Source organism: Brevundimonas sp. BR2-1, from assembly GCF_037626195.1.
Taxonomy (GTDB): Bacteria; Pseudomonadota; Alphaproteobacteria; order Caulobacterales; family Caulobacteraceae; genus Brevundimonas.
Genome location: NZ_JARKMV010000001.1, coordinates 1,337,178 through 1,363,996 on the forward strand (window position 1 = coordinate 1,337,178; position 26,819 = coordinate 1,363,996).

A 26,819-nucleotide genomic window follows, 5' to 3' on the forward strand; every position below is an offset into this window, starting at 1 on the left:
GTCGACTGAAAACCCGGACGGCAAGGCCCCTAGATGGGCCGCATCGCCACAATTGACAACGAAACCCCGCCTTAAAGCCTTGGCGCCATCATGGGCGGGAACAGTTAGAGCGTTTTGATGGCCGGCTCCGTCCACTACGAGGTTTACATCCGGAAGACGGCTCCCGCGCCCTGGGCACTCCAGATGGCGACGGAAGACCGCACCGTGGCGATCCAGACGGCCGAGGACATGCTGGCGGACAACCGGGCGGCGGCGGTGCGGGTGACCAAGGAAACCCTCGATCCCGACACCATGGAGTTCGCCAGTTCGACGGTCCTGACCCGCGGCGCGCCCGAGGTGCGGCACAAACGGGTGGTGCCTGAGTCCGAGAGCGGTCCCCGCTGCAACGGACCGCAGGACTTCTATACGCCCCAGGCCCGCGAGTTGATCGGCCGGGTGCTGGAGGACTGGCTGGCGCGTCAGGGGGTGACCGCCTTCGAACTGCTGCATCGCCCCGACCTGGCCGAAAAGCTGGAGGCCTCGGGCGTCGAGCTGCAGCACGCCATCCAGAAGGTGGCCGTGCCCGAAAGTCAGGCCGTGGGCCAGCCGGTCCACGATCTGGTCCGCCACTATCAGAAACTGGCCGACAGGGCCGTCGAACGGGTCATCGCGGCGGGCCGGCGCGGCCAGTTTCCCGATCTGGAAAACCATTCGCTCGCCGATCTGGCGCACCGGCTGTCGGGCCAGGCCGACCGCGCCTTCATCATGGGCGGGGTGATTTCGTGCGCCCTGACCGGGCTGCGCGGCGGCCGCGTGAGGCTGGACAGGCTGATGGATCTGGCCGATCGCGCGCCCATGGACGGCCCGCCGCGCGCCATGGTGCTGGTGCCGATCGAACAGCTGCTGTGCGAAATGCTGGCGGCGCGCACCAATCTGACCGACATCCTGGGGCCCGCGCTGGATCAGGGGGCTTCGCTGGCCGCCGTGGTGCGGATGGTGGCGCCCAATGAGATCGCCGCCCTGATCCGGCAGGACGCCCGGATGGCGCTGCAGATGCCCAATGTCGACGGCCCCGCCGCCCGGCTGGGGGCGCGGCTTGAGGCGGGCGAATTCCCCCTGCTGGCCTCGGCCCTGGCGCGGATGGTGCTGCGCGAGCTGATGAGCCCGCGGCGTCTGCGCCCCAACGACGCCGCCGGCGAGATCGACATCCTGCGCACCCTGGCCATGGCGCTGACGGTCACCGCCGGCCGCCTGTTGACGCTGGAAGAGGTCCAGAACGCCTTCAACGAGCGGTCCAAGGCCATCGTCACCGCCGATTTCGTCGCCGCCTACGCCAAGACCTGCACCACCGTGCTGTGCGAGGCCGAGGCCCTGACCAGGCTGTGCGAGAACGTCACCGGCACGGCCAACAAGCGATCGGCGGCCCGCTGGCTGTCGGCCTGCGTCGGCTCGCTGCGGTTCGAGACCGAAATGCGCGCCAACGCCGTCGGCCAGACCGCCGCCCAGAAGCTGGGCGTGCTGGCCAGTCTGCAGCGCGCGGTGCACGGCTGCGGCCTGACAGAGCGTGACGATACCGAGATTTCGGCCGCTATCGGCACCGTCGGCGGGGCGGTCGAGAACGAGGCCAGGATCGTGATGATGCTGGCGCGCTCGCCCGCGCCCCTGCCGCAGAAGCTGTCGGTGCTGTTGCGCATGGCCGCCGGCGAGACCGCGCCCATGGGACCCGCCGCCGACCGGGCCAGGATCGAGGCGATCAAACTGTTCCGCGCCCCGGAATCCCGTGCCGCCCTGTCCGCCGCGCCGGAAGCCCTCGCCCCGCTCAAGGGGCTGATGAGGGCCGCCGGCCTGGCCGCCTAGGTCTCAATCAAAAATATCGAAGATGCTGTCGCGCTTCTTCTTTTTGTAGCGGTAGTCGTCGTCGTCGCGGCTGCGGTAGCGTTCGTCGCGATAGGCCGGCTGCGATCCCCAGGGCTGCTGCGGCGCCTGCTGCTGCGGCGCCTGCTGCGGCGGATACGGTTGCTGCGGCGGCGCGGCCTGGGGCGCGGAGGCGCGGCCTTCCTCGGTCGCGGAAGCCATCAGCTTTTCCAGCTCGCCCCGGTCCAGCCAGACGCCGCGGCAGCTGGGGCACATGTCGAATTGCACCCCGCCGCGTTCCAGCGTCTGCATGGCGGCGTTGTCGTTCGGGCACATCAAGAGCGGCATGGGCGTCTCCAGTCAAAGGGGTCCACCCGTAGAGCTAGGGCGGGCCTGGAGTTCCGCCAACGCGGCGAAGGGCCGCGCCGGTCTCAGCTCGTCGGCGCGCCGCCGCCCGCCGCGATCCAGGCGTCGACCTGGTCCTCCAGAACCTCCAGCGGCACCGAGCCCGAGCCCAGCACGACGGAGTGGAAGTCGCGGACGTCGAAGCGCGGCCCCAGCGCGGCCTCGGCCCGGGCGCGAAGTTCGCGGATTTTCAGCTCGCCGATCTTGTAGCTGGTCGCCTGACCGGGGTTGGTGATGTAGCGCTCGACCTCTTTCACAATGTCGCGCTCGCTGAGCAGCGAGTTGCGCTGGAAATATTCGATGGCCTGTTCCCGGCTCCAGCGTTTGGCGTGCAGGCCGGTGTCGGTGACAAGCCGGACCGCCCGCCACAGCTCGAGCGACAGCCGGCCGAAGTCCGAATACGGATCCGGATAATAGCCCATCTCCTTGCCCAGCCGCTCGGCGTACAGGCCCCAGCCCTCGGCGTAGGCGCCATAGCCGCCGAAGCGCCGGAAGCGCGGCATGCCCTCGATTTCCTGCGCATAGGCGATCTGGAAATGGTGGCCCGGCGCGCCCTCGTGATAGCTGATGGCCTCGATCTGGGGCTTCAGAACCTGGGTCATGTCGGACAGGTTGACGTAGTAGATGCCGGGCCGCGACCCGTCCGGCGCCGGCGAGTTGTAGAAGGCGACCGAGGCCGTCGCCTCGCGCCAGGGCTCGACCGACCGCACCTCCAGCGCCGCTTCGGGCAGGTCGTGGAAATAGCGCGGGGCGTCCGTCATCACCCGGGCGATGAAGGCGCGCGAGTCGGTCAGATACTGTTCCTTGCCCTCGGGCGTGTTCGGATACTGGAACCGCGGGTCCGTCTTGATGAAGGCGAAGAAGTCCTGCAGCGAGCCGGTGAAGCCGACGGCGGCCTTGATGACCTCCATCTCGGCCTGGATGCGCGCCACCTCGGACAGGCCGGTCTCATGGATCTGGTCCGCCGTCAGGTCGGTGGTGGTCGAGAGCTGGAGCCGGGCGTTGTAGAAGGCCTCGCCGTCCGGCAGCCGCCAGACGCCGCCGTCGCGGTCGGGCATGGCCGCGGCCAGCGCCTGGACCTCGGACAGGGCGGCCAGCACGCCCTCATAGCCGCGCTTCCATTCACCGGTCAGGGCTGCGCGCCCTTCCGCCAGCAGCCGGTCCTTCGTCGCCTGATCGGCTTCCAGGGCCGCGACCTTCTTCTGGAAGTCGGCCCAGACCGGATTGTCGGCGCCGCTGTCGAAGGGCGCGCCGGCGATGATGTTGCGGGTGTTGGCGATCGAGGGCTCGAACACGAAATGGGGCGAGATGATCCCCTTCGACGCCCGGTCGCGCAGCTCTGCCGCGATCTCACCCATGACACGCTCGGCGTCGCGCAGCCGCGAGACGTAGGCCTCGGCGTCGGAGACGCTGCCGACACGGTGGTTGTTGATCATGAAGACGGGCAGGCCGGTCGTCGGATTGCCGTTGGCGGCGAACTGATAGCCCCAGTCGCGCCAGCGGTTCGACAGCCGCGCCTGTTGCACGCCGTATTCGAACAGCCGCCACGACATCCGGCTGTCGGCGCTGAGGGTCTGCGGATTGAACTGGTCGTTCAGCTGCGCCAGCTGGCGTTCGGCGAGGGCCAGCGCCCGGTCCGAGGCGGCGTCGGTGGCGTCGTCCAGCCTGTCGTAGTCGGTCTTGAGCCCCAGCGAGGTCATCGACTGCGGGCTGAGCGCGATCCGTTCCTGAAACGCCTGCTCGAAGAAGGCCGCCAGCCGAGCGTCCTCGCTTTGGGCCGGAGCGGCCGCCGGCTCAGGGGTCTGGGCCGCCGCAACGGCAGGGGCGCACGCCAGCAGGGCGACGGCGGCGGCGGACGAGACGAGCAGACGGCGCATGGGAACCCCCGGAAACTGTGAGACGCGACCATCCCCGGTCGGGGACCGGGGTGCAAGCCTCGGCCTAGAACTGCCGCCAGCTGTCGCCCGGGTCGCGTTCGCCGGGGTCGACGGTCTGCTGGCCCCAGGCGACGATCATCAGCAGCTTGTGACTGCGGATGCGGAACTCGCCGGTCATGGGGATGACGGCGCCCAGCGGCGCCCCGGTCCTCGGTTCGTAGAGGAACCCGGAGAACTCGGCCACACCGATCCGGTCGCGGCGGCTGTAGACCGACAGTTCCGGCACCGAGACGACGTTGAAGGTGTCGTTGATCGGCACCCGCATGTCGGGCAGGCCGAAGACGCGGCGCATCTGCTCCAGCGACAGGGCCCCGGCCCGCAGCTCGAACACCGCGTCGGCGTCCGACTTCGACGGCGCCAGGGCGTAACCCGCTTCGGAAAGGGCCGCCCGGATGGCGCTGATGGCATAGGGCGCGTTTTCGGCCCGGAAGAAGGCGTCGTCCACGAACACCCGCGAACCGGCGGGAATGGGCAGCGTCAGGCCCTCGACCGCGCGGTCGGCGGCGCGGGCGACCAACAACTGCTCGGTCGCCGTGCGCGACGGATAGGTCTCGGAGGTGGAGGCGCAGGCCCCCAGCACGCCGGCCGCGGCGATAAGGACGATCGGGGTCCGCACGCTCACCAGCTCCCGGTATTGGGCATGGAGGCCCAGGGCTCGGCGGGGGGCAGCGGCGCACCTTCCTGCAACAGTTCGATGGAAATGCCGTCCGGCGACCGGACGAAGGCCATGTTGCCGTCGCGCGGCGGACGGTTGATCACGACCCCGCCGTCCATCAACCGCCGGCAAACCGCGTAGATGTCGTCGACCTTGTAGGCCAGATGGCCGAAATTGCGCCCACCGTCATACGGCTGGGGGTCCCAGTTGAAGGTGAGTTCCACCTCGGGCGAGCGTTCGGCCTCGGCCCGGGGCCGGTCCGACGGCGCGGCGAGGAAGACCAGCGTATAGCGGCCATCCTCATTCCCGGCGCGGCGCGTCTCCACCAGACCCAGCAGGTCCCGGTAGAAATGCAGGGAGGCGTCCAGGTCGGTCACCCGGACCATGGTGTGCAGATAGCGCATGCGGAACGTCCGTCCTTGGGAGGAGGCGGGAAGGCGGCCTTATAGCGACCGTTCGCCGCGATCGCGAATAACGGCCTGTTTCGGTGGATGCGCCCGCCCGCGCCGCCTGCTAGACGCGATCGCTCGGCTTTCGCCCAAGGGATCAAATGCTTCGCAAGCTCTACGACTGGGTCTTCGCCCTGGCCCGCAGCAAACACGCCACGCCTGCGATGGCCGCGGTCTCGTTCGCCGAGAGTTCCTTCTTCCCCATTCCGCCCGATGTGATGCTGGCGCCGATGATCCTGGCGCGGCCGGAGCGGGCGTATTTCTACGCCGGCGTCTGCACCCTGGCGTCGGTGCTGGGCGGCGTTCTGGGCTACGCCATCGGCTATTTCCTGACCGACGCGGGGATGATGATCCTGACCTGGCTGGGGAAGGCCGACACATTCGAGGCCTCCAAGGCCCTGTTCCAGCAGCACGGCGCGTGGGTGATCCTGATCAAGGGCCTGACTCCCATCCCGTTCAAGCTGATCACCATCGCCTCGGGCATCTTCCAGTTCAATTTCGCCCTGTTTGTCGCCCTGTGCGTCGTGACCCGCGGTGCGCGTTTCTTCGCCGAGGCCTTCATCCTCAAACGCTGGGGTCCCGCCATGCTGGAAATGGTCGAAAAGCGGCTGGCGATGTGGAGCGTCATCGGTCTGGTGGTGCTGATCGGCGCCATAGCGGCGGTGAAGCTTCTCTGATCCGGCGAGCCGCATCGACGCGGCGGTCAGGCCCGGCTAGAACATCGTCCGATGAGAGGCTTTTATCGACTCCTGACGCGGTGGTGGACCGCCTTCGCCCTCGCCGCCTCGCTGGCGATGCTGGGCGCGGCGCATGCGTTCGAACGGTTCGGCGGTCTGGCGCCCTGCAACCTCTGCCTCAAGCAGCGCGAGGTCTATTGGGGCGCCGCAGCCATCGCCCTGACCGCCACCCTGTGGCACCTGATCAGCCGCGGAAGCCGCGGAACGCCCCGGATCGCCGCCTTCCTGCTGGCCGTCGTCTTCGCCACGGGAACCATCACCGCCGTCTTCCACATGGGCGGCGAATTGAAGTGGTGGGAGCTGCCCGCGACCTGTTCGGGCGGAGGCGAGGTCAATCTCGAGGGTCTGGCCGCCCTGGCCCTCGGAACCGGCCCGATCGAAAAACCCGTCTTCTGCGACGCGGTGGCATGGCAGTTCCTCGGCCTGTCCATGGCAGGATGGAACGCCCTGATCTCGGCGGCCCTCGCCGTATTCAGCCTTCTCGCCGCCAAGAGGCCCAAGGATGCCAGAGCCCCTAGAACCTGAGCGCTCCGCAGCCGGTCTGAAGGCCGAGCGGCGCATTCCGCTGGCCCGGCCGGGGCGTGGCGCCAGCAAGCGGCGCCGGGCCGAGATCCTGCGCGTCGACCACGCGGGCGAATACGCCGCCGTCCACATCTACCGCGCCCAGAAGGCCGTCTTCGACGGTCGCGCCGGCAAGACGGCCCTGGCCGCCGACATGGGCGAGATGAAGGACCAGGAGGCGGTGCATCTGGCCCGTTTCGACGCCCTGCTGAACGCCGAACGGGTGCGGCCGACGATCATGACGCCGGTCTGGCGGCTGGCGGCCATGGCGCTGGGGACCGGCACCGCCCTGATGGGTGAGAAGGCGGCCCACGCCTGCACCGAGGCGGTCGAGAGCGTCATCGAGGAACACTACGCGGATCAGATCGCCGAGCTGGGCGACCGCGATCCGGCGCTGGCGGCGGAATTGTCGGTGTTCCGCGACGAGGAACTGGCCCATCACGACCACGCGGTCGAACACGGCGCCCGCGAAGCGCCCGGCTATGATCTGCTCAGCGCGGTCATCAAGGCCGGTTGCCGTGCGGCCATAAAGATCAGCGAAAAAGTCTGATCGCACGCCCGGGTTGCGATCCGCGGCCCGGCTGGCATTATGCCTGATCAAAGTTCCACAGGAGTTCCTGGTGTTCCTCCCCGTCCTGTTCGCTTCCGCCCTGTTCCTGCAGCAGGCTCCCCCTGCCGCCCAGACCGCCGCCCAGACCGCCACCCAGACCGCCGCGCCCGCGACCGCCCCGGCGCCGGCTGAGACCGGTCAGGTCGTCGGCCTGCCGCCTGTGAATGTGGCCGCCACGCCCGCCCAGCCGACCCAGACCTGCCGGACCGAGGCTGTGACCGGATCGCGCTTCGGCCGCCGCGTCTGCCGCAGCACGGTCCAGACCGCCGAGGAAGCGGCGCAGAGCCGCGAAATGCTGCGCCGCATGCAGGGTGCGCGCATGCCGGACGGCGGCTGACCCTCTCAGGGTTCCGTCGACTTCAGGTCAAAGGCCAGCAGCAGGGTCCGCTGCCGCGGATTGTCGTTGTCGTCCGACAGGATGTAGAGGCGCGTCCCCGATCGACCGGCCACGGCCGCCACGCCCTCGAAATTATCGGTCGTCGAGGGCAGGCTGAGGATCACGAGGATGGGCCCCAGGCCGCCTGACGCATCCATACGGCGCAGACGCGCGCGCATGTCGAAGGGCTCGCGGTACAGGCGTTCGACCACGAACCAGCCCTCGCCCGCCGGGTCGCGGTCCATGCCGGTGACCCGCCAGTCGGAGACCGCCGGAGGGATCGCCGGCGGCGGCATGACCTCGGTGCAGCGCGCGGGCGCGCAATCCCACACGCCGCCGGCTTCCGCCGCGGCGCGCAGACCTCCCGGCGCGGCCGCCAACGCTTCCAGACCGTCGTTGCCGGGCGCGATCGGGGGAACCGCCAGCGGCGACGGCCTGTCCCTCAGGGCGCCGAGCGCCCCGTAGGACCACAGGCGCGGCGACTGTTCGAAGCCGACCACAAGGTCGCCGTCTGCTGTGATCGCCAGACTTTCTGCGTCGCCGTCCGACTTTGTGGGGAAGGCGCGCCCGTCCCCGGCCGTCAGCCCGCGCAGACGCAGGCCGGACAGTCCCGCCAGCCGGCCGCGCCGGTCGAACGCCGGGCGCCCGCGCACAAGATCGCCCCCATCGGTGACCGCGACCAGATCGCCATCCGCCAGCTTCAGGTCCGACAGGCCGTGCAGCCGGTCGCCCCGCGGCGCGATGATCCGGACCCCGCCGGCGAAACGCACGCCCGGAGCCAGTCTGACGCCGCCGGGCACGCCCAGGCCGATGGCGCGGATTTCGGCCGCGACCGGCGTCCAGCCGCCCTCGGCGCCCCGCCACGGTTCGGAGACGACGCCCGCGCCCGCGCAGGCGCCCAGCAGCAGTGTCAGGCAGACGGCGGCGAGCCGCCTCACGCGGCCTTCCGGCGGCGGCCCGAGGCGACCGCCTTGGGCTCGGCGTCGAACAGGGCGGCCAGATTCTCGACCATGGCCCCCGCCAGCTGTTCGACATCGACGATGGTGACCGCCCGGCGGTACCAGCGGGTCACGTCGTGGCCGATGCCGATGGCCATCAGCTCCACCGGCGATCGGGTCTCGATCTCGGCGATCACCTGCCGAAGATGCTTGTCCAGGTACAGGGCGGCATTGGCCGACTGGGTGGAATCGTCGACCGGCGAGCCGTCCGAAATGACCATCAGGATGCGCCGCGACTCCGTGCGGGCCAGCAGCCGCTCGTGGGCCCAGGTCAGGGCCTCGCCGTCGATGTTTTCCTTCAGCAGCCCCTCGCGCATCATCAGGCCGAGGCTCTTCCTGGACCGCCGCCAGGGGGAATCGGCCGACTTGTAGATGATGTGGCGCAGGTCGTTCAGACGGCCCGGATTGGCGGGCTTGCCGGCCGTGATCCACGCCTCGCGCGACTGGCCGCCCTTCCACGCCCGGGTGGTGAAGCCGAGGATCTCGACCTTGACGCCGCAGCGCTCCAGCGTCCGCGCCAGAATGTCGGCGCAGACCGCGGCCACCATGATCGGCCGCCCGCGCATCGAGCCGGAATTGTCCAGCAGCAGGGTCACCACCGTGTCGCGGAACGGGCTCTCGCTCTCGGCCTTGAAGCTCAGCGGACTGGTCGGGTCGGTGATGATCCGGGTCAGGCGGGCGGTGTCCAGCACCCCTTCTTCCAGATCGAAATGCCAGCTGCGGTTCTGCTGCGCCATCAGGCGGCGCTGCAGCTTGTTGGCCAGACGCGACACCACCGACGACAGGGCCGTCAGCTGCTGGTCCAGCAGGGCGCGCAGCCGCTCCAGCTCGTTCGGGTCGCACAGGTCCGCGGCGTCCACCACCTCGTCGAAGGCTGTCGTGAAGACGCGGTAGGCGTCGACGGCGCGGCCGTCGTCCACGGTCTGCTGGCGGTTGGGCAGGGAGCCCTCGTTGACGTCCGGACCGTCGTCCGAGGCCTCGCCGTCGGGGTCGCCCGGCGACCCGTCAGGACGGCTGTCGCGGTCCTCGCCCTGGTCCTTGTCGTCGGTCGAGCCGTCCATCGACTGGCCCTCGCCGCCGCCGGCGTCGTCTTCCTCGTCCTGATCGTCGGCCGCGTCCGGGTCCTGCGGATCGGGCTCCTCGTCGCCCTGGTCGTCCGAAGCGTCGTCGCCGCGCCCGTCGCCGGGATCGAGGTCCAACGCACGCAGGACGTCCTTCAGCCGTTCGGCGAAGGCGGTCTGGTCCCCCGCCACATCGGTCAGGGCGTTGAGCTTGTCGCCCGCCTTGTCCTCCAGAGCCGTGCGGACGAGATCCAGCATGGCCCCCGCGCCGTCGGGCGCGCGCTGGCCGGTCAGCCGCTCGCGCACCAGCAGGGCCACGGCCTCGGGCAGCGGCACCCGTTCGGCATCGGCGCGCAGGGCGCCCATCTTCTCAAGACGGGTCAACAGGGCCGCATTCATATTGGCCCGGACGCCCGCCAGGGACGTCGAGCCCACGGCCTCGACCCGGGCCTGTTCGACGGCCTCGAACACGTCGGCGGCGCGCTGATCCGCGGGCCGCAGCCGGGCGTGCACCCCCTCGTCATGGTTGGCGAGGCGCAGGGCCAGCCGGTCGGCCTGTCCGCGCAGCGCCGCATTGCCGGCGGCGCCGGGATCGCGCGCCGGGTGGGGCAGGGTCAGGACGCCGTTCGACAGCTTCGGCCCGTCCGAGCCGAATGTGACCTCAAGCTCGGACTGTTCGGCCAGAGCCCGCGCCGCATGGGCGAGGGCGCGCTTGAAGATGTCAGCGGGGGTTTCGGCGGCGGCCATACGGTTCAGATAGCTGTTCTGTCTCGCCGGGAGAAGGCGCGCACCACCAGTCTCCTCCCCATCGCTGCGCGACAGGGAGGAGACAGATTACGCCGCGTTTGCGGCCTTGCCGGCGGCGGCCTTCAGCTTGTCCTGATGCGCGCGCATGCCCGCGGCGATCAGCTCGGCGGCCTCGCCGGCGTCGCCCCAACCCTTCACGGTCACCGACTTGTTCTTCTCCAGATCCTTGTAGCGGGTGAAGAAATGCTCGATCTGCTCGACCAGAATGGCCGGCAGCTGCCGGTAGCTGGCGATGTCGGTGTAATAGGGGTTCAGCTTGTCGACCGGCACGGCCAGAATCTTCTCGTCGCCGCCGGCCTCGTCTTCCATCTTCAGCACGCCGATCGGACGCGAGCGGATGATGCAGCCTGGCACCACCGGCGTCGGGTTCAGCACGATGACGTCGCAGGGGTCGCCGTCGTCCGAGAGGGTGTGCGGGATGAAGCCGTAGTTGCCCGGATAGTACATCGCCGTGTGCAGGAAGCGGTCGACGAACAGGGCGCCGGACGCCTTGTCCATCTCATACTTCACCGGCAGACCGCCTTGCGGAATCTCGATGATGACATTGACGTCCCAGGGCGGGTTCGGGCCGACGGTGATGGCGTCGATATTCATGGCGCGCTCGATTATTGTGCAGTGCGATACGAAAGTGGCGGGCGTGATAGGCGCGCACGGCGCCCGAAGCAAGGCGGAGCTCACTCGCTGCTTGAGCGCGGGACGCGCGCACGTCACCATGACGCCCTGACGAGGAGCATCCCATGACCCTTTTCGACTGGTTGGCCCTCGGCTTCTTCCTCGTCTGCTGGCTGGGCTATGGCCCCCTGCTCAGTCTGCTGGCGCGGCGCAGCGGCACGTTGAACGACGACATGCTGATCGTGCGCCGCGTCTGGATGACCGCGATGACCCATCGCGAAATCCGCCTCGTCGACAGCAATCTGCTGGGGCACACGATCAATTCCGGCGGCTTCTTCGCCTCGACCAACCTGCTGCTGATCGCGGCGGTGGCGAGCGTCCTGTTCGGAGGCGAACAGGCGATCGAGGGATTCGCCTCCGTGGGAGCTGAGGGTGTGCCGACCGGATTGCTGGAGGCCAGATTGGCGCTGGTGCTGCTCTGTCTGTCGCGTGGCCTGCTGGATTTTATCTGGTCGATCCGTCAGCTGAACTATTCGCTCGCCCTGATCGGCGCGGCCCCGGAGGTGCACACCGAGGCCGACAGGGTCGCCTTGGGCGACGCGGCGGCCAATCTTCTGAATCCGGCGCTCAGCGCCTTCAGCCAGGGCGTGCGCGGCTATTATTTCGCGCTCGCGGCCGCCGCCTGGCTGTTCGGGCCCCTGTGGCTGGCGCTCGGCGTCGCGGCCATCTCCTGCCTGCTGGTCTGGCGTCAGGCCGGTTCTCCGGCCGCCCGGGCCATCCGTAGCGCCCGGCGCCTGCTGGAGCCCTGAGGCTCGACGGCCAAGGTCGTTCGCAGATGCGCTCGCTCACGGACAGATTTTGCCCCGGAAACCGATTACAGGGCGATCACGAGGAACGACCGTGCCGTTACATGGCGTGAACGCAGGTGCGAAATACTGTCTTGACGGTTTGTGCACCGCACACTAGCTTGATTTTCGACGCCTCCGGGCGTCATGCCCTTCCTGGGCGTTTCCTCCCTAAAGACTTTTATGCCGCGCCTTCGGGCGCGGCTTTTTTTATGTCCCGCTGGCCAGCAGGCCGGCGATGACCCCCGCGACCCCCTTCTGCGTGCGCGACCAGCCGGCGGAGGGGGTCCGCGCGGCCTCGTCGAAATACAGCGCCCGGTTCAGTTCGATCTGAACGGCGTGAAAGCCCTCATCGGGCCGGCCCCAGGCCTGGGTCGTCCATCCCCCCGCATAGGGCTGGTTCAGCGCCACCCGCCAACCCAGCGCCTCGAACGCCCGCCGCAGCCGCCGTGTCAGCTCCGCCGCGCAGGACGAGCCGTGCCGGTCGCCGAGGACGACGTCAGGCCCGCGCGCGCCGCCCGAGCCTTGCGTCGCCCGCGCCGGCATCGAATGCCAGTCCACCAGAACGGCCTCGCCATGCCGCGCCCGCGCCGCCCGCATCCGCTCGTCCAGCGCCGCATGATAGGGCGCATGCACCCGCGCGATCCGTTCACGCGCCTCGTCCAGCGTCAGCCGGCGCGCGTACAGGGACTTTCCGTCGCCGCTCAGCCGGGGAATGACGCCATAGCCCGCCGCCGTCCGGGCCGAGCCCGTCCCCTCGCCCAGCCCCTCTATCAGCAGCGGGTCCAGATCGGCGGGATCGCGGTTCAGGTCGACATAGGCCCGGCCCAGCCGACCCAGCACCAGAACGGCCCCGCTCGCCGCCCCCGGCGCGATCAGCCGGTCGACCAGGGCGTCCTCGGCGCTGCGCAAACTGGCTTCGGTCAGAGCCGGATCGGCGCCCATGTCGGCCGGATACAGGTCGCCCGAGTGGGGCGAGGCGAAGACGAACCGGCCCGGCCCTGCGCCCTCAACCACGGTGAAACCCGTCCAATCCTCGCCGCCGTCCCCTCGGTTCATGCCGCAGCCATAGCCTGTTTCCACCCGTCATCCACAGAGGCGTGCTTTGACATCCCGCTGATTTTCATGGCGGGTTTACCAGTGCGGTCTAGGTTCGGGTGAAAGAAGACCGGGGCGAAAATCATATGGCGCGAATCCTTCTGGCCGAAGACGACCACTCCCTGCGCGGCTTCCTGACCCGCGCCCTGGAGCGCGCCGGCCATTCGGTTGTCGATTGCGAGAACGGCGACGACGCCATCGACGCCCTGGACCAGGGCCCGTGGGACCTGCTGCTGACCGACATCGTCATGCCCGGCGCCGACGGCATCGAGGTGGCGCGCGTCGCCGCCGCCCGCCAGCCGGGCATCCGCATCATGTTCATCACCGGCTTCGCCGCCGTGGCTCTCAGCGCCGCCCAGGCCAGCCCGCAGGCCAAGGTCCTGTCCAAGCCCGTCCACCTTCGCGACCTGGTCGGCGAGGTCGAGCGCATGGTGGCGGCCGCCTGACGCAGGGCCCAATAATGGCCTTGCGGTCGGCGAGCCCTGCGGGTTATAGACCGCGCCTTCCCGTTCCGGACCCGTCCGGAACCGCCACGGCGGACGCGTAGCTCAGCGGGAGAGCACTTCGTTGACATCGAAGGGGTCACAGGTTCAATCCCTGTCGCGTCCACCATTCTCTCCCTGACAATCCAGCCTTCTGCGCGTCCGCTGATTTCCCGACGCCGCTGGAAACCTTTGGCCGGTTCGGGGATTGCCCCTCCATGGCCCCCGATCTCGACACCCTTCTCGAAGGTTCTCCTGCTTACGGCGTCATAGACGCCCGTGATGGCGCGGTGCTGTTCCGACGGCCCGGCCACGAGGCGGAGTTCAACGCCCTCGCGGCTGAAGTGCTGGAGGCTTCCGGCGACGCCTATGAGGCCTTCCCCCTGAATGACGACGAGGCCGGTTGCGACCGGCTGTTCGTGGCGCCCCTGACCGAACACCGCTCCTTCGACCCGCGCTAGGGCTTCGTTGACATCGGTGCGGCCGGGCGCTCAATCCCCCGCATGAACACCCGACCCAAGCTTCGCCGCCTGCTCGACCTGCCCGGCGTCGCCGATCTGGAACTGAAGGCGCTGATGAAGCCGCGCCACGCCGATCCGGAAGCGCGCGCCGAATTCCCGGACATCGACGCGACCGCCCGGGCCGCCTTCGGCCTGACCGTCGAGGCCGCTGAAGCGGTGGCGCTTCCAGACGACTGGGACGGGATCCAGCATCTGGAAGGCTTCGACCTGACCGACGCCTTCGCGGCCGAGGGCTGGGACGTCACGGACGACCGGCGCAAACCCTTGCGCATGCTCGTCCATTTCGCCCTGCCTCTGGCCCTGGCCATGCGCGGCGTCGCGGGCGAGCTGCCGTTCCAGCCCGAGGCTGCGACGCCCGACCCCTGGGGCGCCGGCATGGCCGCCGAGGCCAAACGCTTCCGCAAACGCTAGGTCCGCGGCGCCGGCGCATTCATCGGCTTTCGTCGGCAATACTCGCGCCGCGGCCGTTGCCGCCCGCGCGAAAAGGCGCGCCCCCTGTCCCGTCGGCCGCCCCGGGGGGAGCCGATCTTCCACGGAGGCGGCGATGCGGTTGAACAGGGTGATATATGCGGCCGGTGCGATCGGCCTCGGGCTTGCAGGACTCGCGTTCGGCGATTTCGCCCTGCAATGGCAGCCCGTGCCCCAGGGCGTTCCCGCCCGCGAGACTCTTTCCGCGATCAGCGGCCTGGCGCTGCTGGCGGCGGGCTCGGCCCTGCTCTGGAGGCGATCGGCGCTGTTCGGCGCGCTGGCGCTCGCGGTCATGTACGGCCTCTGGTCGGTCGCATTGAAGACACCCGCGCTGATCGCCAGACCGCTGGAAATGGTGTCCTGGCTCGGATTCGCCGAAACCCTGGCGATGGCGGCGGGCGGACTGACGCTGGCGGCCCTGACCCTGCCAGCCGGAATCACCGAGGCGCGGATGCGGCTGACCGCCCGGATCGCCTTCGGCCTGTGCCAGCCGGTCTTCGGCTTCAGCCATTTCGCCTATGCGGCCTTCACCGCCGCGATGGTTCCGGCCTGGATTCCGCCGGGCGGGCTGTTCTGGGCCTGGGCCACCGGGGTGTTCCACATCGCCGGGGGTCTGGCGATCCTGTCCGGGGTCCAGGCGAGGCTGGCGGCGACCTTGCTCGCCGTCATGTACGCCGGTTTCGCCCTGCTTCTGCATGCGCCCAGGGCGGCCGCCGCGCCGGCCGCCCACATTGAATGGGTCATGCTGGGCATCGCCGCCTCGATGTGCGGAGCGGCCTGGGCGATCCGCGCCGGGCTGGACCCGGCGGCGCGGCCGTGGGGCTTCCTCGACCGCAAGGACCCGGCCGCGGAAGGCCCCTGACAGGGGTCAGGGCCGGGCCGGTATATTCAGGCCGCGCTCCACGGCCGGCCGCCCTAGACCCCGCTCCAGCCAGGCCGGGACGTTCGTCAGTTCGTCGAACCCGACCAGTTCGCGCGCGCCGTAGAAGCCGATCAGATTGCGCACCCAGCCCAGGGTGGCGATATCGGCGATCGAATAGTCGTCCATGATCCAGTCGCGGCCTTCCAGCCGCGTCTCAAGCACGCCCAGCAGCCGCTTCGATTCCGCGACGTAGCGTTCGAGCGGACGCTTGTCCTCGTACTCGCGCCCCGCGAATTTGTGGAAGAAGCCCACCTGTCCGAACATCGGGCCGATGGCGCCCATCTGGAACATGACCCACTGGATGGTCTGATATCGGGTCGCCGGATCGGCCGACAGCAGCTTGCCGGTCTTTTCGGCCAGATAGATCAGGATGGCGCCCGACTCGAACAGGGCCAGCGGCTTGCCGCCCGGACCGTCGGGATCGATGATGGCCGGAATCTTCCCGTTCGGGTTCAGCGACAGATATTCGGGCGTCCAGCTCTCGTTCTCGCCGATATCGACCAGATGCGCCTCATACGGCAGGCCGATCTCCTCCAGCATGATCGAGACCTTCACGCCGTTGGGCGTGTTCAGCGAATACAGCTGCAGCCGATCAGGATGCCGTGCGGGCCAGCGGCCGGTGATCGGGAAGGCGGACAGATCGTTCATGGGGAGACTCCTTCGGAGGACGCCTCCCATGTTGGAAGCCTCGCCCGAAACCGCAACACATCGAGTGGCGGAACTGACGCGGTCCGGGTCTGGACCGCTGCGCGCCCGCGATGCATTGGAGGCGGATGTTCGATCTGTTCCCCACCCCCTCTCCTGCAGACTGGCGCGTGCTGGCCGAAAAGGCGCTGAAGGACCGGCCCCTGGAAAGCCTGGTGCATCTGGACGCCGACGGTCTGGCCGTGCGGCCCCTGTATGCGGGCGCGACCGGCGTGACGTCGATCTCGGCCCCGCGGCCCTCGGACGCCGACGGCCGCGCCTGGGACGTGCGCACCCTGATCGAGGGCGACCACCCCGGTGAGATCAACGCCGCCGCCCTCGCCGATCTCGAAGGCGGCGCGGCCTCCATTCTGCTGAAGGGTGCGGTGCTGTCGGACTCCGAGCCTCTGTCGCTGGCGCTCGACGGCGTGGCGCTGGAACTGGCCGCCGTCGGTCTGGACGCCGGCCTCGACGGCCCCGAGGCCGCCAATGCGCTCGCCGTCGCGGCCAAGGGCTCGCCGCGCGCGAAACTGATGTTCCATATGGACCCGCTGTCCGCCTTCGCCGAAGCCGGCGCGGCGTCGCGCACGATCGAGGAGCATCTGACGCTGGCGGCCAACACGGCGGCCCGCCATGCCGGCGCCTATCCCGAGGCCTCCTTTTTCCTCGCCAGCGGCCGTGTCGCGCATGAGGCGGGCGGTTCGATCGCCCAGGAGCTGGGCTTCGCCGCCGGCAACGCCGTGGCCCTGATCCGCGCGGCCGTCGCGGCCGGGATGACGGCGGAACAGGCCCTCGGAGGGACCGTGCTCGGCGTCTCGGTCGACCAGGAATATTTCGACGGTCTCGCCAAGATTCGCGCCCTGCGCCTGATCTGGCGCTCCATCTCCAGGGCGTTCGGCGCCGAAACGCCGGCGGTCGTCGAAGCGCGCTCGTCGCGGCGGATGCTGTCGGCGCGCGATCCCTGGCCCAATCTGCTGCGGCTGACGGCGGCGGGCTTCGCCGGCGCCGTGGGCGGGGCGGACGCCCTGGTTCTGGACGGCCTGTCGCGCGCCAACGGCCGCCCCGACGCCTTCGCCCGGCGTCAGGCGCGGAATACGCAGGCCGTGCTGATGGAGGAGGCCCATCTCGGCCGTGTCGACGATCCGGCGGCCGGATCGTGGTTCCTCGACGCCCGCACCCGCGATCTGGCCGAGGCGGGCTGGGCCGAGTTCCAGCGCATCGAGGGCGAGGGCGGCCTGATCGTCGCCCTGCGCACCGGCGACATCCAGGACCGCGTCGCCGCCGCCCGCGCCGAGCGCGAGGCGGCCCTCGCCGGAGGATCCGCCCATCTGGTCGGCGTGACCAAATTCGTTGATCCCGATCCCCGTCCCGCGCTGTTCGAGGCCGAGCCCGAACGCGCCGCCCTGAGCGGCGGCGACGCCTGCGAGCCCCTGACCCCCGTCCGGTTCGCCGAACCATTCGAAACCCAGAGCTGGGAGGCCGGCCAGTGAGCGCTCCCGATTTCACCAGAATCCCGCTCGACCCCGGCGCGACCGGGACCGGTCACGCGCGCGCCGCGTGGAACACCCCCGAGGGTCTGACCGTCGAGACCGCCTACGGCCCCGACGCCCTCGATGGCCTCGACTTCATCCACGGCCTGCCCGGCATCGCCCCCTATGTCCGCGGCCCCTATCCGACCATGTATGCGGGCAACCCCTGGACCATCCGCCAGTACGCCGGCTTCTCGACCGCCGAGGCGTCCAACGCCTTCTACCGCCGCAACCTGGCCGCCGGTCAGAAGGGGCTGTCGATCGCCTTCGACCTGGCCACCCACCGGGGCTACGACAGCGATCATCCGCGGGTGAAGGGCGACGTCGGCATGGCCGGCGTGGCCATCGACAGCATCTACGACATGCGGACCCTGTTCGACGGCATCCCGCTGGACCAGATGTCGGTGTCCATGACCATGAACGGCGCGGTCCTGCCGATCCTGGCCCTCTATGTCGTCGCGGCCGAGGAGCAGGGCGTGCCGCACGCGGCCCTGACCGGGACCATCCAGAACGACATCCTCAAGGAGTTCATGGTCCGCAACACCTACATCTATCCGCCCGGACCCTCGATGCGGATCGTGTCGGACATCTTCGCATGGACCGCGGCCGAGGCGCCGAAATTCAACTCCATCTCGATCAGCGGCTACCACATGCAGGAGGCCGGGGCCTCGGCCGATCTGGAGCTGGCCTACACCCTCGCCGACGGCGTCGAATATCTGAAGGCGGGGGTCGCGGCGGGCATGGACGTGGACCGGTTCGCGCCGCGCCTGAGCTTCTTCTGGGCCATCGGAATGAACTATTTCATGGAGGTGGCCAAGCTGCGCGCCGGCCGCCTGCTGTGGGCCGAAGCGGTGGCGAAATTCGGCGCGAAGGACCCGCGCTCCCTGTCCCTGCGCGCCCACTGCCAGACCTCGGGCTGGTCTCTCGCCGCGCAGGACGTGTTCAACAACGTGCCCCGCACCATGGTCGAGGCCATGGCGGCGGCCGGCGGCCAGACCCAGAGCCTGCACACCAACGCCCTCGACGAGGCGCTCGCCCTGCCGACCGATTTCTCGGCCCGGATCGCGCGCAACACCCAGCTGCTGCTGCAGATGGAGACCGGCCTGACCCGCGTCATCGACCCGTGGGGCGGCAGCTTCTACGTCGAACGCCTGACCCACGAACTGGCGAACAGGGCCCGCGTCCTGATGGCCGAGGTCGAGGCCTTGGGCGGCATGGCCAGGGCCATCGAGGCGGGCGTGCCCAAGATGCGGATCGAGGAGGCCTCGGCCCGCACCCAGGCCCGGATCGACACCGGCCAGCAGACCGTGGTCGGCGTGAACCGCTACCTGTCCGACGCCGTCGACGACATCCCCATGCTGAAGGTCGACAACGCCGCCGTGCTGGCGGCCCAGATCGACAAGCTGAAACGCCTCCGCGCCGAACGCGACGAGGCCAGGACCCGGGCGGCGCTGGACGCCCTGACAGAGGGTGCGCGCGGCACGGCCAATCTGCTGGAGCTGTCGGTTCAGGCGGCCCGCGCCTACGCCACCGTCGGCGAGATTTCCGATGCGCTGGAGGCCGCCTTCGGCCGTCACGTCGCCAGCGTGAAGACCGTCTCGGGCGTCTATGCGAAGGAGGCCGGGGCCGATCCGAAAATCTCCCGCGCCCGCGACATGGTCGCCGCCTTCGTCGACAACGACGGCGGCCCGCCGCGCATCCTGATCGCCAAACTCGGCCAGGACGGCCACGACCGGGGCCAGAAGGTCATCGCCACCGCCTATGGCGACTTGGGCCTCGAGGCGACCGCCGGCTCCCTGTTCCAGACCCCGTCCGAGGCGGCGAGGGAGGCGGTGGAGCGCAACGTCCACGCCGTCGGCGCCTCATCCCTGGCCGCGGGACACCTGACCCTGGTGCCCGAGCTGAAGGCCGAGCTGGAGAAACTGGGCCGTCCCGACATCATGATCGTGGTGGGGGGCGTCATCCCGCCGTCGGACGTCCAGACCCTGATCGAGATGGGCGCGGCCGCCGTCTACCCGCCCGGCTCGGTCATCGCCGACACGGCCATCGACCTGATCGAAAAGCTGAACCAGCGGCTGGGTTACGCCCAGAACCCGGTGGCCTGAAATTCAGGGTCTGTGGCGCGGCGGAAGCGCCGCAACCTCCGCCTCGGTCAGCTGGCGGCTGATGCGGACACGGCAGACGGTCGCCGCCGAGGTCGAGCCGGGAACGATCACGCGCGCCCAGTCGTCGGTGCACAGCCGCGAACCGGCCATCCCCCCGTCCGGGACCAGCGCCACCTGCTGGGCGAAATCCAGATCCTGACAGCCGCCCGCCGCCTGCAGCTCGTAGACGGCGCTGCGGCCGACACGGAGGAAGACCTGTCCCGGGCTGCCCTTGGTGTAGTTGTTGACCTGACTGACGCTGAAACACTGGCGGCCGCTCGACGGGTCGTTGGCCGCCATGCCCGGGCCCGAACCGCCCGTTTCGGTGGGCGCGCAGGCGGCGAGGGCGAGGGCGGAAACGACGGCGCTGGCGGTCAGGGGGCGCATGGCGAACTCCGGATGATGAGGCTTCGGCAAGGGTTCAACCGTCCGCCTTGCCGATCGGTTGCGCAAGGCCCGGCGTCTTCGATGATCGCGCCGGGTCGACCCGCGCCGCCAGATCGAGCGGCAGGGGCGATGCGGCGCCGACGGCGAGGGCGGCGACATGTTCGGCCAGAAGAGGCGCGGCGCAGAACCCTCGCGAGCCCAGACCGCCCAGCACGAACAGGCCCGGCCTCCGCGGAACCGCGCCCGCCAGCGGCAGGCGATCGGGCGTCGTGGCGCGGATGGCGGCGCGCGCCTGCCGCGGTCCCGCCGCCTCGACCCGCCCGGCCAGGTCCGGCAGACGGGCGGCCAGCACCGCCAGATTGCGGGCGCTGTCGGCGGACCGGACGTCGCTCGCGGTCTCGCCCCGGTCATGGGTGGCCCCGAACAGCAGGCCCTGGCCGGTCGGGATGGCATAGCCGCCCCAGGCCACCGGCCGCGTCTCCACGCCCTCAACCCAGTCGGCCTGTCCCCGCACCGGCGACAGCGGCCCCTCGGGCCACAAACCGGCCGCGCCCCAGCCCGCGGCGATGACGACGACGTCGGCCTCGATGATCGTCCGTCCGGCGCCGTCGCTCAGCCGCCAGCCCTGGCCATGGGGTTCGACGCCCGCGACATCGGCGGAGACCGCCTCGGCGCGTTCCAGCCATTGCTCCAGCACCGGCCCGGGCCGCAGGGCGAGAGCCCCGGCCATGAACAGGCCGCCCCCGACGGCCTCGCCCAACCGTTCGCTCGCCCCATCGCTCTCAAGAGCCGCCATCGCGCCATGGGGCCAGACGGACTGACCGGCGACCTTGCCGAAGCGCACGGCGTCGCGGGGTTGCTGCTCAAGCTGAAGCACCCCTTCGGCGGCGATCGCCCCGGGGACGGCGGCGTAGAGGGCGCGCGCCCGCTCCAGCGCCTGGGCGAACAGGGCCGCGATATCGGCATCCCCGGCGTCCAGCCGGGGCGTGACCAGGGCGGCGGGAAATCCCGAGGCTCCGGCGCCGGGACGATCCGCCTCGACCACCGTCGCCCTCAGCCCCAGATCGGCGAAGGCCCGGGCCAGCGCCGCGCCAGCGATCCCGGCGCCGACAATGGCGACGGAGGGCGCCGCGGCCTCGTCCGCCGCCCCGGGCCGCCAGGCCTCCAGCCGCTCGCGCTTGCGCCCGTGGCCCGGCCGTTTGGCGACCTCGAAACCGCGCTCGGCCAAGGCCCTCCGCACCGATCCCGCCACGGTGAAGGTCGCGACCCGCGCGCCCGGCGCCGAGCGCGCCGCGATCCCGTCCATCACCGCGTCCGACCACATGGCCGGATTGGTCGAGGGGGCGAACCCGTCCAGGAACCAGGCGTCGGCCCGTCCCGTCCATTGCGCCAGCGCCCGGTCGACCTCGCCGACGGCCAGATCCAGCACGGCGTTGAAGGCCGGCAGATCCAGCCGGTGAAACCCCGGCGTCGGCTCCGGCCAGACCGCCAGCAGGGCCTGCGCCGCTTCGGCCAGTTCGGGCCAGGCCGACAGGGCGCGCGCCGCCTCATCGCGCTGCAGGGGGAAGCCCTCGACCGAAAAGACGTGCAGCCGCCCGTCCGGCGGCCCCTCCCGCCGCCACAGATCCAACAGGGCGGCGATGTTCAGCCCCGTGCCGAAACCCAGTTCGGCCACGGTGAAGCGCCGACGACCCGCCCAAGCCCCCGGCAGGTCGCAGCCGGACAGAAACACCGCCCGGGACTCGGCCAGCCCGTCCTCGCGCGAGAAATAGACGTCGTCGAACCGGCCCGAACGGGGCGCGCCGTCTTCGGTCCATATCAGGCGGGGCGAGCGGTCTTCAGACATGCCCTCCGCCTATACGCGTCCCGGCTCCGGGCAAGAAGAAAGGACCGCCTCCGGTCCGGAATCCCGGACAGAGACGGCCCCTTCGACGGTCATGCCGACGACTACTGGACGGGCTGGTTGTTCTGCGGCGGGTTCAGACGGCGCTCGGTCTCGGTGATTGTGGTCCCCTCGCCGGCGGGAGGCTGGGCGTTCGGAGCCATGGCGCCGTCATTGACCGTCGCTCCGCCGGACGGAGCCATCGTCTGGCCGCCGGGCGTGGAGGTCGATCCCGAGCCGGAACCGCCCGTGCTCCGGGCGGACGCGCCGCCGGCGGTCGAACCGTCGGCGGTCGCGGCTGTGTCGACAGCGGCGCCCGAGGCTTCGGCCGCTTCGGTCGCGGCGTCGGTCGCATCCCCGGCGGGCCGGTTGCAGGCGGACAGGGTGAGGGCCGCGGCGGCGGCGGCGATCAGGGCGGCGGTTCTCATCGGTTCATCCTTGTGGCTGCGGGCGGTCAGTCCCGACCATCAGGATGCCGACCGCCAAGCTTGTTGCACAGGGGAAATCCCGTCGGGCGACCGATGTTCCCGCAACCGCCGACGTAAGGGGCGGGGCGCAAGAAAAAAGGGCCGCCCGTGAGGACGACCCTTTCGTTCAACAAGGCCCGAGGGCCCGTGTCGATGTCGCTCTTAGTGAGCGGCTTTTTCTTCAGCAGCCGGAGCAGCCGGAGCCATGGCGGCGTCGGCGGCCGGAGCAGCGGCAGCGGCGTCCGTGGCGGTCGCGGCGGCGGCAGTGGCGTCGGCGGCGGCGGCGTCGGCGGTCGCAGCAGCGTCCGTGGCGGTGTCGGCGGCGGCAGCGGCGTCGGCCGAAGCGTCAGCGGCCTTGTCTTCGGCGGCGGGTTGGCAAGCAGCCAGGGCCAGAGCGGCGGCCGAAGCGGCGATCAGAGCGGTGATGCGCATGGTTTTCTTCCTTCAGAAGGGTCACACGAGGTCATGAATCCTCGCAATGCCGGAGATAACGGGATCGTGAGCGTCTGCGCAAGCGAAATTCTCACGCATTCGTGAACCGATGTAACGCAACCGACCCGCTGGAAGAGCCATGCCCCGCCCAAGCTGCTGTTCGCGCGGCCTATTGCGGCGGCGGGCTGGTGGCGGGCGAGGTTGTGGACGGCTCAATGGGAAGCGTCGGCGGCGTTTGTCCGGGCGGGGTGGTTCCGTCCGACGGCGGGGCGGGCGCAGTGGCGCTTCCGTCAGCGGGCGGCGTGGCCTCGGGGGCCGGCGTGGTGGCCGGGGCCGTGGCCGCCGTGTCGGCGGCGGCCTCTGCGGCAGCGTCGGCCTTGGGGGCGGTGTCTTCGCCGGAACAGCCGGCGAGAACCAGGGCGCCGGCGGCGGCGGTGATGATGAGCTTCATGCGTGAACCTCCGGGCGATCGCGCGGCGAGGGACCGCCGGTCCTCACGATCGTCGCAGGTATAACCGGGGGTGGCGAAAGCCGTTCCCGGGTTCGTGACAACGGGTGAACCCGCGTGACCCGTCCGTGCGTTCGGCGTCAGACGCCCGCCGGCATCGTCCCGGCCGTGATCGCGATGCGGCCGATCAGGCCCTTGACGATCAGATCCAGCGCCGAGCCCTCGCGATAGTCGGCGGCGGCGACGAAATTGACCCGGTCCTCGGAGATCAGGCCGTAGATCTTCTTCTGATCGCGCTCGGAGTTGCGCGGATCATAGACCGCGATCGAGAAACCGCCCTTGGTGTGCATCATCTTCATGGTCGGAACGTCGGTGTCCCCGTCGCCGAGGAAGATCATCCGCTCGAACGGCACCGGGCGGTCGTCGTCGGCCATGAAGCGGTTGATCTGTTCGTGGTCCCAGTGGTTCAGCACGCCCTTGTTGATGCGGAACAGGTACTGGGTCTTGGTGGTGTAGTTCACCCCCACCGCCGGCCAGATGGCGATGCCGTGTTCGTCGTAGACGAATTTCGACGCGAAGACGTGGCGGAACTCGTCGCGGATCGGACAGCCGTCGATCATCTCCTCCAGCCCCGCGGAGATGATGTAGTGCTCGATCTCCAGCCCGTATTTCTCGCCGACCTCGTTGATGCGGTCGAACCAGCCCTTGCCGGTCAGGTCGGACTTCAGACCGTCGAACAGCTTCACGTCCTGACCATGCTCGGCCAGCAGTTTGCGCGTGATCGGCGCGTTGTTCTCGCGCGCCTGTTTCAGCATCAGCTGCATGTACATCAGGATGTTGTCGGCGTCGGCGTCGCGCGTCAGCTTGTCCGCGGCGCCCCAGAAATCGCCGATCCCCATTCCGATCGACGGGATGAAGGTCACCTCCTGCATGTTGCCGCGCGCAAGGGTGCCGTCGAAGTCGTAGATCAGGGCGGTTTTCAAGCGTTTGGCCATCGGCGGAATCCTGCGTTCTCCGCCGCTCTAAACCAATCTAGCCCAGCCGCAACTCCGGCGCCGCGGCCACGACCGCCGCTTCCAGCGGCAGGTGCAGGATGAAGGCGGCGCCCTTGCCCGGCTCGCTCTCGACCTCGGCCCAGCCGCCGTGCAGCTCGACCAGCGCCTTGACCAGGGCCAGTCCGACGCCCGGCCCGCCCCGCTCGCGCCGCACGAAACGGTCGAAGACGTGGGCCTGCAGGTGATAGGGAATCCCCCGCCCGCTGTCCTCGACGCGGATGCGGACCTCGGAGGTCGTGGCTTCGGCGGTCAGGGTCACGGCCCCGCCCTCGGACACCGAGCGGGCGGCGTTGTCCAGCAGGTGCTCCAGCGCCTGACCCACTCTCTGGGCGTCGGCGCGGATCGGCCGCAGGTTGGCAGGGCAGGTCACCGTCAGGGTCGCGCCGCGCCCCTCGATCCGGGCCCGCGATTTCCCGGCCGCGTCGTCCAGCAGGTCGCAGACGCGCACGTCCCCCAGCGTCAGCTCCATCTCGCCGGCGTCGATCTGGGCCATGTCCAGAACGTCGTCGATCGATCCCGCCAGCTGGCTGGCCGCGACCCGGATGGCGCCCGCGTGCTGGCGGCTGCGTTCGGGCAGGTCGGCCTGCATTTCCAGCAGTTCGGAATAGCCGACGATGGTCGTCAGCGGCGTACGCAGCTCATAGGAGACGCTGCCCACGAACTCGCGCTTCAGGGCCGTTGATTCCTCCAGCGCCTGGGCCTTTGCGGCCAGGGCCTGCTCCAGCCCGCGCTGCGCCGTCACGTCCGAAAAGGCCACCAGCGTCGCGCCGTCCGGCAGCGGCCGCGTCAGCCAGGAGGCGATCCGGCCGTCGGTCGTACGGCCCTCGCCGGCGATCGGCACCCGGCTTTCGGGATCAGGATCGGCCACCCGCGCCTTCAGCCCCAGCCACAGGGCCGGATCGGGCATGGTCGACTGGCACAGGGCGGCGACCGCGTCGAAATCCCCCGCCCCGTCGATCGCCTCGCCCGTCAGGCCCCAGAAGCTGTCGAAGGCCTCGTTGTGCAGGCGGATGCGGCCGTCGGACCCGAATACGGCCACGGCGTCGCTCAGCTTGTCGAGCGTCGCCGTTTGCACCTGGATCTGGGCGTTGAACCGGCTGCGCAGCTTCAGTTCGTCGGTGATGTCCGAGAACAGCAGCAGCACCCCGCCCAGCGGGTGCGGCTGGCGCACCACTCGCAAGGTCCGCCCGTCCGGCAGGGACCAGCTGTCGTCCGGGGCGGCTTCGGACGCGCCGTAGAAGTCCAGCTCGTTGGCCTTCCACCCGGCGTAGTCGATGACCTCGGGCAGCATCCGGCGCTGGCGCAGCTTGTCCAGCAGTTCGGCGTGGGTCGGCCGCTCGTCCAGCCAGGCCGGATCGATGTTGAACAGCGACTGGAAGGCGGTGTTGTGGAAGGCCAGCCGCTTGGACGGGCCGAAGATGGCCACCGCGTCGGCCAGATGGTTCAACGTCTCGTCATGGGCCTCGACGTGGCGGCGCAGGGTGTCACGCGTCTCTTCCGCCTCGGTCATGTCCAGGGCGAAGGCCAGGACCGCGCCCGCCCCGCCCTGCACCGGCTCGGCCACGATCCGCCATGCCCGGCGCCGACCGCCGCCCGTGGTCCAGCGGAAACCGTCCTGACGCTGATGGGCGCGTCCCGCTTCCGCGACGATGGCGTCGGCCCCGCGGTCGAAGCTCAGCCCCTTCTCTCGCGCCGCCTCGACGCTGTCGGCCTTCATCTCGGTCAGCCACGCCTTGTTGGCCCAGGCCAGTCGGCCCGCCGCGTCGGTGATCCATGTCGGGGCCGGATAGGCGTCGGCCAGCAGGGCCAGCCCGCTCTCGGTCGCCGTCCCGACCAGTCCTAGTCGCGAGACCTTCAGCCAGGCCGCCCCCGCCGACGACCGGCCCTCGACCGACCAGGCCCCGGCCGCGCCTTCCAGCACGGTGTCGAAGGCCTCGCCCTGGTCGATCAGGGCGTCCAGCCGCACGCCGGCCGCCTCGCGCACCGCATCCAGCACGATCAGGGCCGGATCACCGTCCTCTTCGCCCTGCGGCGCCAGATCGCAGACCACCGCGTCCCATGCGTCCGGCGCGCCCAGTCGCCGGGTCCGCCCGTCGGGCGCCAGCGCCAGTCTGACGTCTTCGAAAGCGGCGAGAGCCCCGTCGCAATCGGCCAGATCGGCGCGCGCGCGGACCAGATCGGCCTCCGCCAGCCGGTGGCGCGCCGCCAGCCGCCGGCGCAGCCGCGCCGCCCAGGCGCTGAGCGCCAGCGCCAGCCCCGCGGCGCCCGCGGTCGCGACATAGGCGATATCGGCCTCGGCCATTCCCGTCCCTGCTTCGGAGCCCCACGCCCCCGGGCCTCAAGCAGCGCAAAGCGCATGGGGCCCGACCAGAATCTGATTCGGTAACCATAACCCGCGTCGCCGGATTTGCGAG

28 protein-coding genes and 1 tRNA gene are annotated in these 26,819 nt (G+C 70.1%); 13 read left to right on the forward strand and 16 right to left on the reverse strand.

The genetic code is table 11. The features are described 5' to 3' along the window. The first annotated feature begins 117 nt into the window (after positions 1 to 117). Positions 118 to 1,836 carry a hypothetical protein gene (locus BrevBR_RS06655; protein WP_332641218.1) on the forward strand — a complete coding sequence of 573 codons (1,719 nt, stop codon included), beginning with the start codon at positions 118 to 120 and terminating at the stop codon, positions 1,834 to 1,836. Positions 1,837 to 1,839: 3 nt separating this feature from the next. On the opposite strand, the gene BrevBR_RS06660 is transcribed toward BrevBR_RS06655, so the two are convergent. From BrevBR_RS06660 to BrevBR_RS06675, 4 genes are all read right to left on the reverse strand, one after another. Next, complete coding sequence (locus BrevBR_RS06660) at positions 1,840 to 2,181, reverse strand: TFIIB-type zinc ribbon-containing protein (protein WP_340000370.1); 342 nt, start codon at positions 2,179 to 2,181, stop codon at positions 1,840 to 1,842. Between the two features lie 83 nt (positions 2,182 to 2,264). Further along, positions 2,265 to 4,115, reverse strand: a complete 1,851-nt coding sequence (locus BrevBR_RS06665; protein WP_340000371.1) for a DUF885 domain-containing protein — start codon at positions 4,113 to 4,115, stop codon at positions 2,265 to 2,267. Between the two features lie 64 nt (positions 4,116 to 4,179). After that, entirely contained in the window at positions 4,180 to 4,791 is a 612-nt protein-coding gene (locus BrevBR_RS06670) for a DUF6655 family protein (protein ID WP_340000372.1), read from the reverse strand. A gap of 2 nt (positions 4,792 to 4,793) precedes the next feature. Continuing rightward, on the reverse strand, positions 4,794 to 5,234 hold the full coding sequence (locus BrevBR_RS06675) for a VOC family protein (RefSeq protein WP_340000373.1): 441 nt from the start codon (positions 5,232 to 5,234) through the stop codon (positions 4,794 to 4,796). Between the two features lie 146 nt (positions 5,235 to 5,380). On the opposite strand from BrevBR_RS06675, the gene BrevBR_RS06680 reads away from it, so the two are divergent. From BrevBR_RS06680 to BrevBR_RS06695, 4 genes are all read left to right on the forward strand, one after another. Continuing rightward, complete coding sequence (locus tag BrevBR_RS06680; protein ID WP_332641212.1) at positions 5,381 to 5,956, forward strand: YqaA family protein; 576 nt, start codon at positions 5,381 to 5,383, stop codon at positions 5,954 to 5,956. Positions 5,957 to 6,007: 51 nt separating this feature from the next. Continuing rightward, a complete protein-coding gene (locus BrevBR_RS06685; protein WP_332641211.1) occupies positions 6,008 to 6,541 on the forward strand; it encodes a disulfide bond formation protein B in 534 nt (177 codons plus the stop codon). After that, positions 6,519 to 7,127 carry a demethoxyubiquinone hydroxylase family protein gene (locus BrevBR_RS06690; RefSeq protein WP_332641210.1) on the forward strand — a complete coding sequence of 203 codons (609 nt, stop codon included), beginning with the start codon at positions 6,519 to 6,521 and terminating at the stop codon, positions 7,125 to 7,127. The genes BrevBR_RS06685 and BrevBR_RS06690 overlap by 23 nt, the downstream gene beginning before the upstream one ends. 70 nt (positions 7,128 to 7,197) lie before the next feature. After that, positions 7,198 to 7,524, forward strand: coding sequence for a hypothetical protein (locus BrevBR_RS06695; RefSeq protein WP_340000374.1), 327 nt, complete (start codon positions 7,198 to 7,200; stop codon positions 7,522 to 7,524). A gap of 5 nt (positions 7,525 to 7,529) precedes the next feature. Here the strand turns inward: BrevBR_RS06695 and BrevBR_RS06700 are convergent, their stop codons facing one another. The 3 genes from BrevBR_RS06700 to ppa form a co-directional block, all read right to left on the reverse strand. Further along, positions 7,530 to 8,501: an esterase-like activity of phytase family protein gene (locus BrevBR_RS06700; RefSeq protein ID WP_340000375.1), complete on the reverse strand. Its 972-nt coding sequence runs from the start codon at positions 8,499 to 8,501 to the stop codon at positions 7,530 to 7,532. Continuing rightward, entirely contained in the window at positions 8,498 to 10,369 is a 1,872-nt protein-coding gene (gene cobT, locus BrevBR_RS06705) for a cobaltochelatase subunit CobT (RefSeq protein ID WP_340000376.1), read from the reverse strand. Before cobT ends, BrevBR_RS06700 begins: the two co-directional genes overlap by 4 nt. 87 nt (positions 10,370 to 10,456) lie before the next feature. Continuing rightward, positions 10,457 to 11,023 carry an inorganic diphosphatase gene (gene ppa / locus BrevBR_RS06710; RefSeq protein WP_056616489.1) on the reverse strand — a complete coding sequence of 189 codons (567 nt, stop codon included), beginning with the start codon at positions 11,021 to 11,023 and terminating at the stop codon, positions 10,457 to 10,459. Positions 11,024 to 11,166: 143 nt separating this feature from the next. Between ppa and BrevBR_RS06715 the strand changes: the two genes are divergently transcribed. Further along, the gene (locus tag BrevBR_RS06715) at positions 11,167 to 11,850 is read left to right on the forward strand and encodes a DUF599 domain-containing protein (protein WP_332641205.1); all 684 of its coding nucleotides are present in this window, start codon (positions 11,167 to 11,169) and stop codon (positions 11,848 to 11,850) included. A gap of 246 nt (positions 11,851 to 12,096) precedes the next feature. On the opposite strand, the gene BrevBR_RS06720 is transcribed toward BrevBR_RS06715, so the two are convergent. Further along, the gene (locus BrevBR_RS06720; protein ID WP_340000377.1) at positions 12,097 to 12,945 is read right to left on the reverse strand and encodes an N-formylglutamate amidohydrolase; all 849 of its coding nucleotides are present in this window, start codon (positions 12,943 to 12,945) and stop codon (positions 12,097 to 12,099) included. A 125-nt stretch (positions 12,946 to 13,070) separates the two neighbouring features. Between BrevBR_RS06720 and cpdR the strand changes: the two genes are divergently transcribed. From cpdR to BrevBR_RS06745, 5 genes are all read left to right on the forward strand, one after another. Further along, positions 13,071 to 13,430, forward strand: coding sequence for a cell cycle two-component system response regulator CpdR (gene cpdR / locus BrevBR_RS06725; RefSeq protein WP_055826880.1), 360 nt, complete (start codon positions 13,071 to 13,073; stop codon positions 13,428 to 13,430). A gap of 91 nt (positions 13,431 to 13,521) precedes the next feature. Continuing rightward, positions 13,522 to 13,596 (forward strand) — tRNA-Val (locus BrevBR_RS06730). Between the two features lie 88 nt (positions 13,597 to 13,684). Further along, positions 13,685 to 13,927, forward strand: coding sequence for a hypothetical protein (locus BrevBR_RS06735; protein ID WP_332641203.1), 243 nt, complete (start codon positions 13,685 to 13,687; stop codon positions 13,925 to 13,927). Between the two features lie 42 nt (positions 13,928 to 13,969). Then, entirely contained in the window at positions 13,970 to 14,398 is a 429-nt protein-coding gene (locus tag BrevBR_RS06740) for a hypothetical protein (RefSeq protein WP_332641202.1), read from the forward strand. Positions 14,399 to 14,546: 148 nt separating this feature from the next. Next, positions 14,547 to 15,317 carry a DoxX family membrane protein gene (locus BrevBR_RS06745; RefSeq protein ID WP_340000766.1) on the forward strand — a complete coding sequence of 257 codons (771 nt, stop codon included), beginning with the start codon at positions 14,547 to 14,549 and terminating at the stop codon, positions 15,315 to 15,317. Positions 15,318 to 15,323: 6 nt separating this feature from the next. On the opposite strand, the gene BrevBR_RS06750 is transcribed toward BrevBR_RS06745, so the two are convergent. Next, positions 15,324 to 16,025, reverse strand: coding sequence for a glutathione S-transferase N-terminal domain-containing protein (locus tag BrevBR_RS06750; RefSeq protein ID WP_332641201.1), 702 nt, complete (start codon positions 16,023 to 16,025; stop codon positions 15,324 to 15,326). Positions 16,026 to 16,150: 125 nt separating this feature from the next. Here BrevBR_RS06750 and BrevBR_RS06755 point away from each other — a divergent pair, with 125 nt between their 5' ends. Both BrevBR_RS06755 and scpA read left to right on the forward strand, forming a co-directional pair. Beyond that, a complete protein-coding gene (locus BrevBR_RS06755; RefSeq protein ID WP_340000378.1) occupies positions 16,151 to 17,551 on the forward strand; it encodes a methylmalonyl-CoA mutase family protein in 1,401 nt (466 codons plus the stop codon). After that, a complete protein-coding gene (gene scpA, locus BrevBR_RS06760; protein WP_445214746.1) occupies positions 17,548 to 19,695 on the forward strand; it encodes a methylmalonyl-CoA mutase in 2,148 nt (715 codons plus the stop codon). Before BrevBR_RS06755 ends, scpA begins: the two co-directional genes overlap by 4 nt. Positions 19,696 to 19,698: 3 nt before the next feature. Here scpA and BrevBR_RS06765 read toward each other — a convergent pair whose 3' ends face one another. From BrevBR_RS06765 to BrevBR_RS06795, 7 genes are all read right to left on the reverse strand, one after another. Beyond that, the gene (locus BrevBR_RS06765) at positions 19,699 to 20,121 is read right to left on the reverse strand and encodes a DUF6491 family protein (protein ID WP_340000379.1); all 423 of its coding nucleotides are present in this window, start codon (positions 20,119 to 20,121) and stop codon (positions 19,699 to 19,701) included. 34 nt (positions 20,122 to 20,155) lie between these two features. Beyond that, positions 20,156 to 21,967: an FAD-dependent 5-carboxymethylaminomethyl-2-thiouridine(34) oxidoreductase MnmC gene (gene mnmC / locus BrevBR_RS06770; RefSeq protein WP_340000380.1), complete on the reverse strand. Its 1,812-nt coding sequence runs from the start codon at positions 21,965 to 21,967 to the stop codon at positions 20,156 to 20,158. Positions 21,968 to 22,068: 101 nt separating this feature from the next. Further along, the gene (locus BrevBR_RS06775; protein WP_332641197.1) at positions 22,069 to 22,431 is read right to left on the reverse strand and encodes a hypothetical protein; all 363 of its coding nucleotides are present in this window, start codon (positions 22,429 to 22,431) and stop codon (positions 22,069 to 22,071) included. Positions 22,432 to 22,632: 201 nt separating this feature from the next. Next, on the reverse strand, positions 22,633 to 22,902 hold the full coding sequence (locus tag BrevBR_RS06780; protein WP_292098468.1) for a hypothetical protein: 270 nt from the start codon (positions 22,900 to 22,902) through the stop codon (positions 22,633 to 22,635). A 169-nt stretch (positions 22,903 to 23,071) separates the two neighbouring features. After that, complete coding sequence (locus BrevBR_RS06785; protein ID WP_340000381.1) at positions 23,072 to 23,353, reverse strand: hypothetical protein; 282 nt, start codon at positions 23,351 to 23,353, stop codon at positions 23,072 to 23,074. A gap of 137 nt (positions 23,354 to 23,490) precedes the next feature. Beyond that, positions 23,491 to 24,345, reverse strand: coding sequence for an HAD family hydrolase (locus BrevBR_RS06790; protein ID WP_332641195.1), 855 nt, complete (start codon positions 24,343 to 24,345; stop codon positions 23,491 to 23,493). Positions 24,346 to 24,382: 37 nt separating this feature from the next. Continuing rightward, positions 24,383 to 26,707: a PAS domain-containing sensor histidine kinase gene (locus BrevBR_RS06795; RefSeq protein ID WP_332641194.1), complete on the reverse strand. Its 2,325-nt coding sequence runs from the start codon at positions 26,705 to 26,707 to the stop codon at positions 24,383 to 24,385. Positions 26,708 to 26,819 lie beyond the last annotated feature (112 nt).